Below are 15760 nucleotides of genomic sequence, written 5' to 3'. Positions count from 1 at the left end.
GAGGACAAGGGCTGCCGGTTGCCACAATCGTGCGAGTGGCGGGATCATACGGTGCGCTCCTCTGCCTTGCCGAAGAGACCTTGCGGACGCAGCAAGATGACGGCGATGAGGAGAAAGAGCGGGACGGCGCCGCGATATTGCGTCGACACATAGGCGGCAGCAAGATTATCGGCGATGCCGAGCAGGAAACCGCCGGCGATGGCGCCGCGAATACGATTGAAGCCACCGACGATGGCGGCGATGAAGGCAGCCAGCCCCAGCGTCTCGCCAGAAGAGAATTTGGCAAGGTAGATCGGGCTCACCAACAGGGAGGCAATGCCCACCAGCAAGCCGTTGATGAGGAAGGTGTACATGATCATGCGCTCCACCGGGATGCCGAGGATGCGGGCGACGTCCGGATTCTGGGCGCAAGCCTGCATCTGCCGGCCAATCGGTGTGCGATCGAGCAGTGCTGTCAGCGCCATGACGCTGGCAATCGCCACCAGAACGACGCCCACATGCTGGAGCGACACGCTGATACCGGCAAAACCGATGGTGGTGCCAGGAATGAAGGAGGGAAAGGGCGAGGCTTCGGCGCTGTAGAATTCCTTCACGCTCTCGCGCAGGAAAATCGACAAGGCCATGGTGGCAATCGCCAGCGGCAGGACGCCGTGCCTGAGCATCGGATCAACCAGCAGGCGCTTGAACATGGCACCCAGAATAATCACGCTGATGACAAGACCGATGAGGGCAGCAAGCCAGAACGGGGCGCCGGCATTGATCGCTGCCAGTACGAAGAAGGCCGGCAGCATGACGAATTCACCTTGGGCGAAATTGATGGTCTGCGAGGTCTGCCACAGCAGCGAGAAACCGATGGCAATGAGCGCGTAGATGGCGCCGGTCGCCAGGCCGGCAATGACGAGCGACATGAAACTGGCCATTTTCCGTCCTCTTGGCATGGTCAAAACAAACGGGCTGCGCTGATCGGCTCACACACGGGCGCCGGGCGTCCCTGTTTCAGGCAGTGTCAGGCTGATATCGGCGGGGCGCAGGTGATACGGGATCCGACGTCTGCCGGACCCCGCATGATGGCTGGCTTACTTCTTCAGCTTGGGCAGAATTTTGGTGATCTGCTGCTTGCCGTGCACGACCTCGCCGAGGAAGGAATCGCGATCAAGATCGCCATTCTCGTCGATCGTCACATCCATCAGGATGCCGGGCTCTTTTGAGGCCAGAATGGTGAGATTCTTGAGCGCGTCCGGCAGCCCCTTCGCATCAAGCTTGCCCATCTTCTCGCTGGCGGCCTTGATCATGTAGATGCTGAGATAACCCTTGATGCCATTATGGTCCGGCACGTAATTGTATCTTGTAACGAACGTCTTGCGGAATTCCTGGATCGCCGGCACCGGAGCATCAGTGGTGAGGCCGACATGGCCCCTGACGCCATTGGCGGCCTCGCCTGCAAGCTCGATCACCTTCTGACCGAGCAGCGTGGTTTCGCCGATCAGCGGCACCTTGATGTCGGCCTTGCGGATTTCCTTCAGAATGCGCGCACTTTCCTCTTCGTTGAGATAGACGAACACAGCATCCGCACCGGCTGCCTTCACCTTGGCAACGTCGGCGGCAAAGTCGACCTGGCCGGCCTCGGTTGAAATGTCAGCCGCGATCTTGATGCCGCGCGCCTGCAATTCCTTGCTCAGCGTATCGCGGCCACCCTTGCCGAAATCATTGTTGACCCAGACCATCGACACGCTCTTCACCTTCACCTCGTCAACGAGGTAGGCGGCGATCTTGGGCATCGATGATTGCTGGCCAAAAGATGTACGAAACAGTGTCTTCATGCCAAGGCGCGTCAGCTCGGCCGCCTCGCCGCCCATCACCTGGGCGATGCCGGCATCAGATGTCAGCTGTGCGGTGACCTTCACCGAACCAGAAAACCCCGGACCAAGAATAGCATAGGGTTTTTCGTCAATGGCGCGCTGGATGAGGCCGCGGGCGACGCCTGGATTTGACTGCGAATCGTAATGAGTGACTTCGATCTTCTTGCCAAGAATGCCGCCCTTGGCGTTGATTTCCGCAATCGCCAGATCAGCCCCGTTTTTGAAATTGGTGCCGACGGTGGCGCCGCCGCCCGATAATTCGCCAACGCTGATGAGCTTCACTGCGTCCTGCGCGCCTGCGGGCGCCGCGAGGCAGGCGGCAAAGGCGCCGACGATCAGCCAGCGGTTAAAGGGGTGCCGTTTGTTCATGCTGAGTATCCTCCCTGGATTATTACAACGAAGCCTGTTGATTGAGCTTCTTCTTGTTGCCACCGGACGTGCACGCACCAGTATCCACACCGACGTCATTTTGGCAAAGCGCAGCTCGCCTTGCCGATCGCGGGATATCGAGCGCCGCATCCTTTCCTGTGTCCACCCTGACGGTAGCCGGTCTTCCTGCCAGCCTCTGTCGTACCTTTAAAGAGGAAAGGCAACGCATAACGCAATAACCATTTCTTTCATGAAACATAACATGATGTTATTTTTTTCGATACCTCTGCGGACCGTTGGGCAAGCGGGTGACGGCCGCCATTTCCTGGCGCAACAAGGCGATGAAGGTTTCAGCAAAGCGCGACAAGGGTTTTCCGGCCTTGATGGCGATGTAGGTCTGGAAATCGGTCGGCTCGTCGATATCGAGGATCTTTATCCCCGGCGCACTGCCATGCGCCACTGTGAATTCATCAATGACTGCAATGCCAAGCCCGGCGCGCACCAGCGCCAGGACGGTGGTGCCGAAGCGCGCCCTGATCGGAATGTCGTAGGTGACGCCCGCCTGGCGGAAGAGTTCGGTCATGATGCGGCCATAGGGGTCGTTGGGATCGATGCCGATGAGCGGATGAGCGGCGATTTCACGGGTCGTGATCCGCGATTGGCGCCCCAGCTCATGCCCTTCGGGAACGATGCACACCAGTTTGCCGGCAGCCAGCGGCAGAAAATCGATGCCGGGATGGTCAAAGCGCGTACTCATCACCACCAGTTCGCCTTTGCCCAGCAAAAGATATTCGACCGCCTCTTCGATCTTCAGAATATTGATGTCGAGACGCAAGCCGTCATGGCGTTGGCGCAGGCGCACCACGGCGCGCGGCACCATGACGTTGGAGATGCTCGGCACCGAGGCAAGCCGCAATTCCAGCCCGTCGCCGCGTTCGATGCGCCGCAAGGCAAAATGGAGATCGTCGACTTTTTTGTAGACACCGTTGATCTGCTCGAAAATATCTTCGGCATCGGGCGTTGGCACGTAGCGCCCGTGGCGGCGCTCAAAGAGGCGCAGGCCGAGCATGCGCTCGGTATATTTCATCAACCGGCTGATGCCCGGGGCCGAGACATGCAGGAGCGCTGCCGCGCCGGCAATCGTTCCGGTGATCATGATGGCGCGCACCACCTCGATCTGGCGCAGCGTCATCAGCGGGCGGGAGGCAGGTTCGCTCACACTCTTTCCTCTGAGGACAGCCCCGTGCCGCGTGATGATCGGCCAGGCGACATTGCTGGAGAGGATCATACTTCTCGACCAGAACCAATGGTCCGCCCCGGCGAGGCTTTGACGGCGTCATGCCTCGATGCAGAAGATATCGCGAAAGCTGCGAGTGCCCTTGGGGGTGATCTCGAGGGCGCGCGAGCCCGGCTGTCGGCGCACCCAGTTTTCCGCCAGGGCATGGGCACACAGTGCCGCGCCAAGGACGCCGGCAATATGCGGGCGCCGTTCGCTCCAGTCGAGGCACAGGCTGCACAAGGGGGTGGCGCGGCGCGGCGTGCGGATGATGTCGGGGAGTGGAATTCCAGCTTGCTTGAGGCGATCGCTACCGGCAGACGTCAGCATCGCTGCCTCCTCGCCGATCTCGATCCAGCCCTGCGTCATCATCGCCTCAGCAAGGCCTACCCCCAGGCGTCCGGCAAAATGATCATAACAGGTGCGGGCGCGGCGCATCGCCTCATCGCGCGGGCCGGTGCGCGGCGGCTTGATCTGGCGGCCGACCGCCACCAGCATCATGCTTTCGAGCAGGCGCGCCACCTGCGGCCCGGCAAGGCGGTGATAGCGATGGCGCCCCTGCGCGGTAACCGCAATCAGGCCTGAAGCCGCCAGCTGCGCCAGATGGCCGCTCGCCGTTTGCGGGGTAATCGCGGCAACGCGCGATAACTCGCCGGCCGTCAGCGCCCGCCCGTCCATCAGCGCCTGCAGCATGGCGGCGCGCGCCGGCTCGCCGATGAGCGAGGCAATTTCCGCAAGTGCGTTGGTCGTCACCATGTCCGGGCTTCCTTTGCCTGACAACCTATCATAACCGCCATCATGATCGTTCGGTGCCGACCGTAACATCTGCTGGCCCTCCTGCGGCATCTCGCCTTGCACTCAGACAAGGGGGAGAGCGATGGGCGAGCGGACGAAGCGGTTTTACGGCTGGACGGTGGTGGGGGCTGCTGTCATCATCGCCATGTTCGGCTGGGGCATCGGCTTTTACGGCCCGCCCATCTATCTTGAAGCTGTACGTGCGGCTCGTGGCTGGCCGCTCGCGGTCGTATCAGGCGCTGTGACCAGCCATTTCCTGGCCGGCGTTGTGGTGGTTGCCAACCTGCCGCGCCTGCATCGGCGTTTCGGGTTACCGATGGTGACATTCATTGGCGCCGCCCTGCTGGCAGCAGGCGTCTGCGGCTGGGCGTTTGCCGCCCCGCCCTGGCAGCTTTATGCAGCGACATTGCTGTCGGGTGCGGGATGGGTGGCGCTGGGGGCTGCGGCGATCAACGCCATCATCGCCCCGTGGTTTGTCTGCAAACGCCCGGCGGCACTCGCCACTGCCTATAATGGCGCAAGCCTCGGCGGCATCGTCTTTTCGCCCTTGTGGGCGGCGCTGATCGCCTGGATCGGCTTTCCTCTGGCGAGTGTGGCGGTAGGGGCAGTCCTTGTTGCGTGTGTCCTGATCATTGCTGCGACCATCCTGATCCATTCGCCGCGCAGCAAGGGGGTTGAGGCTGATGGTGATGAGGTGGGTGCAAGCCTTCCGGGTGGCGACCCCACAGATGCGTGTGCACGCATTACCACCCCGTGGCGCGACCGGGCGTTCCTGACATTGGCGCTTGCCATGTCGCTCACGCTCTTTGCCCAGATCGGCCTCATCGCCCATCTCTATTCCCTGCTGGTGCCAGCCCTTGGAAGCCAGGGGGCGGGATGGGCAGCAGGGCTGTCGACGGCTTCAGCCATCCTCGGCCGAACTCTGGTTGGCTGGCTGATGCCGCAGGGGAGCGAGCGGCGCCTGATCGCAGCGGCGAGCCTTGGCGTGCAGATGACCGGCGGCGTGGTGCTGCTCGCAGCCGCCGGCACGCATGTGCCGCTGCTGCTTCTGGGTGTCATCCTCATCGGCCTGGGGATCGGCAATGCCACATCGCTGCCGCCGCTGGTGGCGCAACGCGAATTTGCCAGAGAGGACTGCGGTCGTGTCATCGCCCTCATGGTGGCGAGCGCGCAGGCAGCCTATGCTTTTGCGCCGGCAACCTTCGGTATCCTGCGCGCCAGCCTGCCAGAGATGACGGTCTTCGCGACGGCCATCATCATCCAGTGCGCGGCCATCGCCGCCTATCTGTCCGGGCGCGGTGCCTACAGGCGCCGGGCCGGGCCATAACCGAAAGGGACGGGCCGGCCGGGTGATTTTGGCGCTGCAGCTATCGGATGGGCAGGCTTGCCGATTGTATCAAAAGTCCGCAATGGTCGCGTGGACGTGCGCGAGGCAAAGACGCTGCCAGGGCACAGGTCGCCGCAAACCCCGCGCCAGTCAACGCCAGCCCCTATTCGTTCTCAGAGCGTTTGTCCGGGCCGGCGTATCGGGCTCGGCACGGATGAATGCTCCACATCCTCGCCCAGGATTGCCACCCAGCCGTGTTTTCGATGCTCATAGACGGAGTGGCGTGGCGCGTGGAATTGCGGGTCGACGAACGCGCCGAGCGGGATTGCTGTCACGCCCGGCCAACCTTCGACAACATAGGCGAGCGTCGAGCCACATTCCGGGCAGAAACGATAGGTCGCGCGGTTGCCGCTGTCAGCCGTTCGAACCCAAGTCTTGGACATGCCTGTGACGCGCACCTTGTCGTCGGGCCAGCGCGCCTGCGTGGCAAAGGCGCTGCCGCTGCGCTTCTGGCACGCGAGACAGTGACAAACCGAAACCCGCACCGGATCACCCTCACACTGAGCCTGAAGCTGCCCACAGCGGCATGTTGCGATATGAAGGGACGGCACGCTGCTTGTCTCCATGCTGTTCGCCTCCTCGTGGTCAGAGCGTGATCGGGACCCACGCACAGGGCGTCAGGCTATATTGGCCTGCGGCCCGAAGTCCATGGGTTGGCGACAGCGCGAGTGGCGGTCATGAGCGCTATTCCTGCACGGCATCGACTAACAAATACGGCGGACATTTGCCGCCGCAGGCGTGCAGGCGGCGTCGATCTACCCGAAGCCGTCACACTCCTCGCGGAAGCGGCGCTCGCAACGGGGGTTGATCCCGATGAAGTCTGGTGTGCGGCTGGCTCCGGTGTGCTCGCCCGGGCGCTGGCGCAGGCGTGGCCAGATTCTTGTTTCAACACAGAATTTGCCCGCCGCCATGTCGTTCAGGTCGGGCGGGGACTTGCGCGCAAGGACATGGCGGGAGCGACGATCCACATCTATCCGCGCCCGTTCGCTGATGTCGCGAAAGCGATATCGCCGTTTCCGTCCGATCCGCACTATGACGCGAAGGAGTGGGAGACGATGACGGCCCGGAAAGGTCCGGGCCGCGTCGTGTTCTGGAATGTTGCGGGACCTGCTCGGCCCTGGTCATGCCGCCATGCGGCGCGCCTGTAACGCCATGATCGCCAGATCGCGATAGCGCGCCATGGCCTTCGGACTCGTTGAAACCGGGTTGATCTCGATAGCCTTGAGGCCTTCGGCTTCGCCCGCCTCGGCAAGCGCTACCAGCTTGGCGAGCTTCGCCCGAAGCCCGTGCCTCCATCGGAACACATCTGGACTTCTTCGACGGCCGGAGGCCACCTCGGGGCCTGGGGCGGCAGGCGCCGGATCATGCCTACTTCAATGCGCTGCAGCCAATCCCGGTTGCAGCATGACCGAGGGCAGAAACCACTTATAAAACTGTCCCGGACTGTTCAAACAAACCGGGTCACCTCTCGACTATACTGACGTGTTCTACAATCCCGCCCGCAGGCACGCACGGAGCAGAATGCTGCCGCCCGTCGAGTTCGAACCCCGACGCAAAGCACAAGCCGAAGGCGTCTGGAAAACTCGGCGCGGTTCAAAGCAGACTGGAGGGTCCTCCCTAAAAGGTGGAGAGCCCTAGCCGCTCGCCGCTGTAGCTACCCGTGCGCACGCGCTCCCACCAAGTCCGATTATCCAGATACCAATCGACCGTACGCGCCAAACCCGCTTCGAAGGTCACGGATGGACTCCAACCTAGCTCCCGCTTTATTTTTGAGCAGTCAATAGCGTAGCGTTGATCGTGGCCGGGACGGTCCTTTACATAAGTGATGAGGCGATCGCGTGTACCTGGCGGATCGCCCAGGCGCTGGTCCATCAGAGCGCAGATCGCCCGCACGACTTCTATGTTTTCGCGCTCCGCCTCGCCACCAATATTGTAAGTCTCGCCAACCCGACCCCGCTCGGCCGCTGCTAGCAAGGCCCGAGCGTGATCTTCGACGAATAGCCAGTCGCGGACATTTCTCCCTTCGCCATAAACTGGCAGTGGCTTGCATTCCAAAGCGTTGAGGATCATCAGCGGGATAAGCTTCTCGGGAAAATGATAAGGTCCATAATTATTTGAACAATTCGTAACAACGGTTGGCAGACCATAAGTATGATGGAATGCTGAGACAAAATGATCAGACGCCGCTTTTGACGCAGAATAAGGCGACCGAGGGTCGTAGGCCGTTGTCTCGGTAAAAAGCCCCTGCGGTCCCAGTGAGCCGTACACTTCGTCGGTCGAAACGTGATGGAAACGAAACGACTTGCGTCGGTCGGCATCCAACTTGCGCCAAAATGCAAGCGCCACCTCTAGTAGAGTGACAGTGCCAACCACGTTGGTGAGTACAAACTCGCCCGGACCGTCGATGGAACGGTCGACATGGCTCTCGGCCGCAAGATGCATGATTACGTCGGGATCGAACTCCGCAACAAGCGCCTCAATGGACGCTGCGTCACAAATATCAGCGCGCACAAAGCCGTAACGTGCGTTGCTGGAAACCAGCGCGTGCGAATCTAGGTTGCCGGCATAGGTCAGCTTATCAACTACAAGGCATTTGTGGTGTGTCGCGTCGATGATGTGTCGGACGACCGCCGAACCAATAAATCCTGCCCCGCCTGTGATCAAATATCGTTTGGCCACCCGTTGCCCTTTCAGTAACCGTGCTCTTCTGTGGAGTGCACGTCTGCATTCCGGTGTGCTACTAGAGCATTGCGTCCCCTTCCGCAATTCGCAACTGCCGACGGCATTATACTTTCACGGGTTGACGCGATTGATATTCGCGAGATATTTGTCTCGCCCGATCAGCCCTGATCGCTTGCGCCAGAGGCTAGACGTCATGAGTTCCCTGCCGTTCAACCGTCCTCCACTTGGCGGGCGTGAATTCGAATACCTACGCCAGGCCTTTGATCGACGCGAATTCTCGGGCAATGGGGACTTTACCAATCGTTGCCAAGACTGGCTGAAGCGACGTATGGGTTTGGCTGATGCCCTCCTCACACAGTCCTGCACGGCAGCGCTCGAGATGGCCGCCATCCTCGCTTGCCTGGAGCCTGGCGACGAGGTGATCATGCCCTCGTTCACCTTCGTGTCGACCGCCAACGCTGTCGTGCTGCGCAATGCTGTACCGGTCTTTATCGACATTCGCCGTGATACGCTAAACATTGACGAGACTCTGATCGAGGCCGCTATAACGCCGCGCACGAAGGCCATCTTCGTCGTGCATTACGCGGGCATTTGCGCCGAGATGGACCCAATTGTCGCCATCGCACGCCGGCACGGCTTGATGGTGATCGAAGATGCCGCACAGGCGCTTCTTTCAACCTATCGCGGGCGCCCCGCCGGTGCGCTCGCCGATCTCGGTTGCTTCAGCTTCCACGAAACAAAAAATGCCATGTCTGGTGAAGGGGGCGCCCTCATTGTGACGGATCCGTCACTTGCTGAACGTGCTTTTGTGATCTGGGAGAAGGGAACGAACCGCCGAGCCTTCAAGCTTGGCCAAGTCGATAAGTACACTTGGATGGACTGTGGCTCCTCGTTCTTGCCAAGCGAGATAACTGCTGCGGTCCTCCTGGCGCAACTCGAGGAAGTCGAGCGCTTTAACAGCGAGCGGCAGGCAGTGTGGTCTCGCTACGATGAGGCCTTCACCGACCTTGAGTCGGCCGACCTCGTACGGCGACCTCACGTTCCTGCCCATTGCCAGCATAACTCGCATCTTTACTACCTGCTTTTGCGTGACCAGGCGACCCGCGATGGGCTAATTGAGGCGCTGCGCGTGCAGGACATTTGGGCGCCTTTCCACTACATTCCACTTCACTCAGCACCGGCCGGGCTGCGCTACGGGCGGACGCCCGGCGACCTGCCCGTAACCGATCGGACGAGTGTCAGCCTTGTCCGCCTCCCTTTGTTCGCCGGTATGTGCATGGAAGAGGCCGATCGGGTGATCGACGGGGTTCAACGAACCCTGAGACGCCCTTCATAGCCCGACTGCGCGTTTTTTGAGATAAAAAAAACGTTAATCCTATTTTTTATAGTTTATAAGATAGCGAAATCTAGTAAGGACTTGTCAGTGACTAAGACAGTTGTTGTTATACAATCTAATTATATACCTTGGCGCGGTTATTTTGATATGTTGCGCTTGGCTGACGAAGTAATATTTCTTGAAAGTGTGCAATATACTCGACAAGACTGGCGCAATCGAAACCGTATCAAGACTCCAAATGGACTCATTTGGTTAACAATCCCGGTTGAAGCTCGGTTTGGACAGGCCATCGATGAGACCCGGCCGGCTCAAGCTGGCTGGGTAGAAAACCATATCGCCTCAATTACGCACGCCTACCGGCGCGCGGCCCATTTCGACCGGGTCGCACCTTGGATTTTTTCAGCCATGAGGGAGGCGGGGCAAGCCGCCATTCTTTCTCAGATTAATGCGATTCTCCTGCAAAAAATATGTTCTGGCTTAGGAATCGAGCGCATGATGCACCGATGTGTGGATGTTATCGAGCGCTCGGCTCTGGCGGCCATGAACCCGAGCGAGCGAGTGGTGGAGCTCGTCTTAGCGCGCGGTGGAACACGATATCTCAGTGGACCCGCTGCACAGGATTACTTGGATGTTCCCGCCTTCCAACGGTCGGGCATTGAGGTGGCGTGGATGGATTACTCCGGCTACCCTGACTATCCCCAGCTCTGGGGGGCATTCGAGCCTGCGGTCTCCATCGTCGATCTCCTGCTCAATGTTGGTGAAGATGCCCAACGGTACCTGGACCGATCTTCTTAGAGCAAAATCCGATCAAGCTGGTACGGATTTTTGCTCTAGATTATTGCTTTCGCATCATCTTTTTCCGTCAGCCGGTATCCACCTGGCGGGATGATGCTCTAGCTGAACGAAGTTGCATCCATGCTCAGGGAAGCTGGTTGCAGAACTCATCCGAAAAAGCGGTGATATCGGCGTCGACACCAGGGAAATGTCGCGGGCCCATTTGAAGATTGTCGCGCTTCCAGATCGGAAGACCATCGCTCGTGATGATGAGGTCGGCCGATGCGGACCACCGAACGCATTGCATAACAAGCGGCAAAGCTGTCTCAAATAGGCGGCGACCGAGCAGGGCTTCCGTGTCGCCCGGATAGATCGGACAAATGCCCTGGGCAATGATGGCGCCACCGTCTACCGTATCATCGACTACATGGATTGTGACACCGGCCACACGCATTCCGGACCGGAGCGCGGCCCGCAGGGCGCCAAAGCCTGGAAAGAGCGGCAGAAGTGCCATGTGCAGGTTGAGTATCCGCCGCCGGCAAGCGGCCAAGACGTCCGGCCCGATCAGTCGATTGAAAGTCAGAAACGTCAGATCGGCCTGCGATCCTGACAGAGCCTCGGCCAAACCTTGGTCAAAAGCCGCACGGCTTTCGCTGGCCTGGTGGTCAACCAAATAGCAGGGAATACCGAGATCCGCCAAGCGCGCGGCGAGCGGAAGCGAACGATCAATCGCAACACCAACGATTTGAGCATTTAGCAGACCGATGCGGCACGCTTCGGCCACAGCCAGCAGTGCGGTACCGCGGCCCGAGACAGCCCAAGACAGGCGTTGTGGCGGGGGGCCGCTCACGGTTTAACGGGGGCCGGCTCGGATGTAGTAGCTGGCGCGGAGCCAAAGCGGTGCACCGCCCGGACAATTACCCGCGGGCGAGCCTTCACCTCCACGTAGATGTGCGCGATGTAGAGCCCCAAGACGCCCATGCCGGCCAGGAGAACCCCCGAAAGGAACCATATGGATACGATCAGCGCCGTGAATCCGCTCATGACCGTTTCGGAGCTGAAGATTCTTAACGCGATCATTGCTCCGGCCGCGACGAAGGACAGAGCAGCCATAAGTGCCCCAACGAGAAACAGTGCCTCAAGGGGACGTGTCGAGAATGCGATGATCGATCGCGTCATCAGCCCGATGCGCTTCCAGGTGTCGTAGGTTGACTGTGCCCTTCGCAGCTTCCGTTCGATAGACATGGCTTTCTGACGGAACCCGGGCCATGCGTAAAGCCCACCGAGGAACAAGGAGCGCTCCGGCATATTGTTCAAAACGTTGACATAGTCGCGCGACATCAGCCGGACGTGACAGAGGTTGCGCTCAACGGGAGTATCCGACAGCGCGTTGAAGATGAACCAGAACGCGTTGCTCGTCACCTTGCGGAATTGGGTACCTTCCGTCTGGGGATGACGCCCGTAGACGACATCGAGTGCTTCGCGGTTCATCTCCTCCCAAAACAAAGGCAGGAGTTCGGGCGACTCCTCAAGGTCAGAATCGAGGTAAAAGACACGCTCACCGCTCGTCGCGGCGAGACCGGCTAGGATGGCAGCGTGGTGCCCGAAATTCCGGGAGAGATCTATGATGACCAAGTGCGGGTCGCGACGGGCCAGGCTCAACGCAAAAGAGAGGCTGCCATCCGGCGAGCCGTCGTTGACGAGGATAATCTCATAATCCTCGGCAACGAGGCGCGCGTTCTCAGACACTCGGGCAACGAACTCCTCCAGGAAGCTCTCCGAGCGGTACAAAGTGGAGACGACCGAAAGAAGTGGCCGGGACGTTACGGCAGCGGATTCAACGGGCGCAATCAAGGGCAAAGCATGTGTCACTTGTTCGAGCGCCTCATCGAATTGACATGATGTAGTAGGTGTAGGGTGGGATTGCTTTGTGAACAACGTCACCGTGGACATCGTCGAATATCCCGGTCGCCAACTCCCGGTAACCTTCGGGCGACCGCACGTTCTGGCCGCGATCGAGCGAAATGAGGAGGCGCGCAATGAGATTTTGGTCATCGACGTAGACGTTGTCCAACGTGAGCACACGTCCGCCCGGCTTGAGCGAACGGCGCAACAGGCCGAACAGCCGGCGTGCCTCCTGATCGTCCAGGTGATGAAGCACTGCCGATATGATCGCGATATCGAATGGTTTGAACCGGCAGACATCTGCCTCATCGTAGATTTTGGCGTGGAACTGCCCCTGCTCGCCATAGCGGCGCTGCGCTTGTTGTATGTAGGCTGGATTGGGATCGAAGCCGGTATAGTTGACACCAGGCAGGTGCGAGAGGAGCGCCGCCGGCCCGCATCCCACATCGAGCACGCGATCACCAGGACGGGGCCGGATGTATCGGTCGACGAAAGCCTGCCGGTTGTGCCGCGCACCCATAGCCTTCTGCACAAGCTCGTAGAGGCGTGGGTCCTCCAGAAACCTTCGCAGCCCAGTTCTGATTTCAGACATCGCGCGTTCCAACCATTGAGGTAATCGCATACAGTGTCATGACGGCTGCGCCAAGTGCGGATGGCTCGTGCACCCACGCTATCGAGGCACTCTCCTTTGTTTTCCACTAAGTTTCCATTTTTCTATGTCTCTGCCGGTGAAAAAGCCTGGGTTGATCTACTCTGGCTAGGCGGCCTCGCGGCCTTCGCGCTGGTCTTCTTTGCTTTGCGCCTGGATGTGGGTGTCGATCTCTCGGATGAGGCCTACTACGCCACCCACATCATCGAGTGGATGCGCAACGGCTTCAGAGCTGGCAAGAGCCTCCTCTTGCCTCAGTTGTCGGAGCTGCCCGCTTACCCGCTGGCGCGCCTCTACATTGCACTTTCGGGCGGCCTCAACGGCCTAGTCCTGTTCCTTCGCGTCCTGTACGTCGGCATGGCCTTGGCTGCAGCCGCCGCAATATACCTGTTGGTACGTCGACTGCGCCCCCGTCCCGTGGCGGCACTCGCTGCAGCGCTTCCCATCACGTACATTCCTTTCAGCCTGCCCGCCCCCTCGTACAACACGATCGCGATGTTCGCGCTCGCGGGCGCGCTGGCGCTCTATGGCGGTGCCTTACTCAACGTTGAGCGCAGTTCACGTGCGTCGCGACCGACGCGTGTCCTACCATCGCTCATCGGATCCGCTGTGCTCCTGACGATCACTGCGATCGTGTATCCGACGTTGGCGATTGCGCCCGTCCTCTTGTTTGCCGTTGCGTGGGGGAGCGCCCGTCGTCGCGAGGAAGTGCGCCTGCTGGCGACCTTCATCGGTGTCTGCGCGATCTGTGCAGCGGCTGGTGCGGGGCTTCTTCTCGCCATCTTCGGCTTCGAACGTCTTCTTGCAATGGTGGAGTTCACCACCGGGCTCGTAAGTCTTGTCGGCGGGTTTACTGCACGGATGCAGGCAGCCGGGCGCGTCTTTGCCAATCAGCCTCTCGTGATCGCTGGTCTCGTCTGGACCGCTAGCGCGTTGGTGGTGCTCTTCGCCATGAAGCTCCGCCACGAGCGTGTAGCGGCAACAATCGCTATCGTTCCGGGACTGGTGCTTGTTCTTTCTGGAGGACCTGTCGCCTATCTCAAATCGCATGATGTGATCATCCTATGTCTGATCATCGCCTCCTATGTCGTGGCGATCGAGATCCGGGGTTCAGCGCGGACCATCGTGCCAGGCCTGCTCTTCGTCAGTCTTGTCTCGGGCGCTGTGACAGGGTCGACATCCGCCGGGCACGTAAACAACATCGCCATCGGCGGGCTGTTCGCTGCGGCCGTTGGCCTAGCACTCCTAACTCCACCTGATTTCCGGCAAGGGCGTCTCAGGGTGACCGCTTGCGTGCTTCCGCTTGCCTTCGTGCTGGCGGCGACCGGCTACAGTTCTCAGACCTGGGTGTATGGCGAAGTGACGGGTGGCCGTCCCGCAATCCCGACACGCGTGGAAAGCGGACCCTTCAAGGGCTTGGTCACGGCCCCCGAGATGCACGCCTATGTCGATGCAGTGACGCGCGCCTTCGAGCAGCACACCCGCTCGGGTGAGACCCTTACCGTCTTCGGCGCACTCTCGGGTCTTTATCTCCTCAACGACCTGGTTCCCCATGCTCCCTCCACTTGGCCGCTGCGCAGCTACACAGGTGAGCGGGCAAGAGGTATCTGGGAGATGCTTCTCGCAAAAAATCCGCCGGACATCATCGCGATCTACGATGATCGCTGGATCGAGCCGATTGGAGAAACGGAAAAGCAGCTCCTCCTGCGCTACGCCGAAGTTGCGCGGTTCAGCGTGTCGTTCCGTGATTTCAGGCTTTATCGCAGACTGGACACGCCGCTAATCCGTTAAAGGATCGGCTCAGGCCTTGCGCGCCACAACGACACGACTGCCACCGATCGGCCAAGGCAGTCCCGCCAGGGCAACCTTGACCTCAAGAGTCAAGATTGATCGCAGCACGCTGTTGACCAAACGAGGAGGGCGCACTTCAACCTCCGCCACACGAGCGGACCCGCTGCGGCCCCTGAGGAAACGGCTCGTCAGCATCAGCGGCAGCGGCAGGCTCATGAAGGAAGTCGAGGCGACGACGGTAAGGCCTGCAGCGTTGACCTTCGCCTCAAGTTCGCCCATCCGGTAACGACGCACATGCTTGGCCGCATCATCGGCATCGCTCCACAGAAATGGGTGCTGGGGCACTGACAGGATTACTCCGCCTGCAGGCCTCAGAGCCGCTGAAATCTCCCGCAGAACCAGTTCGTCTTCAGCGATATGTTCGATGACGTCATACGCTCCGACAAGGTCGAAAGCCCCTCGAGCCGGGAGAGCCCTGGCATCCAGCTGAAGCCATTCGACCGCGTGCCCCCAGCGCTGCCGCGCCACGCGGAGCCCACTCGGGTGTAGTTCGGAGCCCACGATCCGCGCATAGCGACCGGACTTGACAAAGGGCTCCAAGACGAAACCCGTTCCACATCCCACCTCAAGATAGGAGCGCGCCTCCGGGAAATGCTGCATAGCCAGCCCGGCGATGAGAGTATTGCGTGGTTCAAACCAGAAATGACCTTCTTCCCAGCGTTCCAGCTCGGAAAATGCCGCTGGATCAAAGCCGTTCGAAGTGTCGGCGAGCGCCGGCGCGCACATCGGAATGTCGTCTACAATCTCCGGCCGCCACCCACAGGCAATACACGCCCATCCCGCGGGGACAAGATGTTCCGATACCGCCAGCGGACTCGTTCGTCGACAATTCAGACACAGGCGCATGAACATTCCATATTAGGGCGAAAACACATAA

At 60.2% G+C, this 15760-nt stretch carries 16 protein-coding genes and 1 pseudogene; 6 read left to right on the top strand and 11 right to left on the bottom strand.

Annotated features, from left to right (window positions below):
- Nucleotides 1-44: 44 nt before the first annotated feature.
- The 4 genes from ACINK1_RS14540 to ACINK1_RS14525 all read right to left on the bottom strand — a co-directional run bounded on the left by ACINK1_RS14540 (nt 45) and on the right by ACINK1_RS14525 (nt 4260).
- Complete coding sequence (locus tag ACINK1_RS14540) at nt 45-920, bottom strand: branched-chain amino acid ABC transporter permease (protein ID WP_376802534.1); 876 nt, start codon at nt 918-920, stop codon at nt 45-47.
- A gap of 156 nt (nt 921-1076) precedes the next feature.
- On the bottom strand, nt 1077-2228 hold the full coding sequence (locus ACINK1_RS14535; protein WP_376802533.1) for an ABC transporter substrate-binding protein: 1152 nt from the start codon (nt 2226-2228) through the stop codon (nt 1077-1079).
- Nucleotides 2229-2496: 268 nt separating this feature from the next.
- Nucleotides 2497-3423, bottom strand: coding sequence for a LysR family transcriptional regulator (locus tag ACINK1_RS14530; protein WP_376802578.1), 927 nt, complete (start codon nt 3421-3423; stop codon nt 2497-2499).
- A gap of 141 nt (nt 3424-3564) precedes the next feature.
- Nucleotides 3565-4260 carry a helix-turn-helix transcriptional regulator gene (locus tag ACINK1_RS14525; RefSeq protein WP_376802532.1) on the bottom strand — a complete coding sequence of 232 codons (696 nt, stop codon included), beginning with the start codon at nt 4258-4260 and terminating at the stop codon, nt 3565-3567.
- Nucleotides 4261-4381: 121 nt separating this feature from the next.
- On the opposite strand from ACINK1_RS14525, the gene ACINK1_RS14520 reads away from it, so the two are divergent.
- Nucleotides 4382-5626: an MFS transporter gene (locus tag ACINK1_RS14520; protein ID WP_376802531.1), complete on the top strand. Its 1245-nt coding sequence runs from the start codon at nt 4382-4384 to the stop codon at nt 5624-5626.
- A gap of 173 nt (nt 5627-5799) precedes the next feature.
- Here the strand turns inward: ACINK1_RS14520 and ACINK1_RS14515 are convergent, their stop codons facing one another.
- Nucleotides 5800-6252: a GFA family protein gene (locus ACINK1_RS14515; RefSeq protein WP_376802530.1), complete on the bottom strand. Its 453-nt coding sequence runs from the start codon at nt 6250-6252 to the stop codon at nt 5800-5802.
- A gap of 111 nt (nt 6253-6363) precedes the next feature.
- Between ACINK1_RS14515 and ACINK1_RS14510 the strand changes: the two genes are divergently transcribed.
- Nucleotides 6364-6834, top strand: coding sequence for a hypothetical protein (locus ACINK1_RS14510; protein WP_376802529.1), 471 nt, complete (start codon nt 6364-6366; stop codon nt 6832-6834).
- Here ACINK1_RS14510 and ACINK1_RS14505 read toward each other — a convergent pair.
- Nucleotides 6808-6990, bottom strand: a complete 183-nt coding sequence (locus ACINK1_RS14505) for a hypothetical protein (protein ID WP_376802528.1) — start codon at nt 6988-6990, stop codon at nt 6808-6810. The two genes, ACINK1_RS14510 and ACINK1_RS14505, sit on opposite strands and share 27 nt — an antisense overlap.
- Between ACINK1_RS14505 and ACINK1_RS14500 the strand changes: the two are divergent.
- Nucleotides 6963-7094, top strand: a pseudogene (locus ACINK1_RS14500) (IS3 family transposase); the annotation flags it as partial. The gene ACINK1_RS14505 and the pseudogene ACINK1_RS14500 sit on opposite strands and share 28 nt — an antisense overlap.
- A 209-nt stretch (nt 7095-7303) precedes the next feature.
- Here the strand turns inward: ACINK1_RS14500 and rfbB are convergent.
- Nucleotides 7304-8365, bottom strand: coding sequence for a dTDP-glucose 4,6-dehydratase (gene rfbB, locus ACINK1_RS14495; RefSeq protein WP_376802527.1), 1062 nt, complete (start codon nt 8363-8365; stop codon nt 7304-7306).
- A gap of 196 nt (nt 8366-8561) precedes the next feature.
- On the opposite strand from rfbB, the gene rffA reads away from it, so the two are divergent.
- Both rffA and ACINK1_RS14485 read left to right on the top strand, forming a co-directional pair.
- Complete coding sequence (rffA, locus tag ACINK1_RS14490) at nt 8562-9704, top strand: dTDP-4-amino-4,6-dideoxygalactose transaminase (RefSeq protein ID WP_376802526.1); 1143 nt, start codon at nt 8562-8564, stop codon at nt 9702-9704.
- An 87-nt stretch (nt 9705-9791) separates the two neighbouring features.
- The gene (locus tag ACINK1_RS14485; RefSeq protein ID WP_376802525.1) at nt 9792-10499 is read left to right on the top strand and encodes a WbqC family protein; all 708 of its coding nucleotides are present in this window, start codon (nt 9792-9794) and stop codon (nt 10497-10499) included.
- 124 nt (nt 10500-10623) lie between these two features.
- Here ACINK1_RS14485 and ACINK1_RS14480 read toward each other — a convergent pair whose 3' ends face one another.
- The 3 genes from ACINK1_RS14480 to ACINK1_RS14470 are packed head-to-tail and all read right to left on the bottom strand — an operon-like array spanning nt 10624 to nt 12975.
- On the bottom strand, nt 10624-11328 hold the full coding sequence (locus ACINK1_RS14480; RefSeq protein ID WP_376802524.1) for a phosphoribosylglycinamide formyltransferase: 705 nt from the start codon (nt 11326-11328) through the stop codon (nt 10624-10626).
- On the bottom strand, nt 11325-12431 hold the full coding sequence (locus ACINK1_RS14475; RefSeq protein ID WP_376802523.1) for a glycosyltransferase family 2 protein: 1107 nt from the start codon (nt 12429-12431) through the stop codon (nt 11325-11327). Before ACINK1_RS14475 ends, ACINK1_RS14480 begins: the two co-directional genes overlap by 4 nt.
- Complete coding sequence (locus ACINK1_RS14470) at nt 12364-12975, bottom strand: trans-aconitate 2-methyltransferase (RefSeq protein ID WP_376802522.1); 612 nt, start codon at nt 12973-12975, stop codon at nt 12364-12366. Before ACINK1_RS14470 ends, ACINK1_RS14475 begins: the two co-directional genes overlap by 68 nt.
- 60 nt (nt 12976-13035) lie before the next feature.
- Here ACINK1_RS14470 and ACINK1_RS14465 point away from each other — a divergent pair, with 60 nt between their 5' ends.
- Complete coding sequence (locus ACINK1_RS14465) at nt 13036-14823, top strand: hypothetical protein (RefSeq protein ID WP_395760169.1); 1788 nt, start codon at nt 13036-13038, stop codon at nt 14821-14823.
- 9 nt (nt 14824-14832) lie between these two features.
- Here ACINK1_RS14465 and ACINK1_RS14460 read toward each other — a convergent pair whose 3' ends face one another.
- Nucleotides 14833-15735 (bottom strand): class I SAM-dependent methyltransferase, encoded by a 903-nt coding sequence (locus ACINK1_RS14460; RefSeq protein WP_376802520.1) that lies wholly within the window; start codon nt 15733-15735, stop codon nt 14833-14835.
- Between the last annotated feature and the right edge of the window lie 25 nt (nt 15736-15760).

It is taken from the genome of Raskinella chloraquaticus (SeqCode) (assembly GCF_021731865.1).
Taxonomy (GTDB): Bacteria; Pseudomonadota; Alphaproteobacteria; order Rhizobiales; family UBA4765; genus Raskinella; species Raskinella chloraquaticus.
The sequence above is the reverse complement of the archived record's forward strand: the minus strand, read 5'-3'. Positions and strand labels throughout refer to the sequence as shown.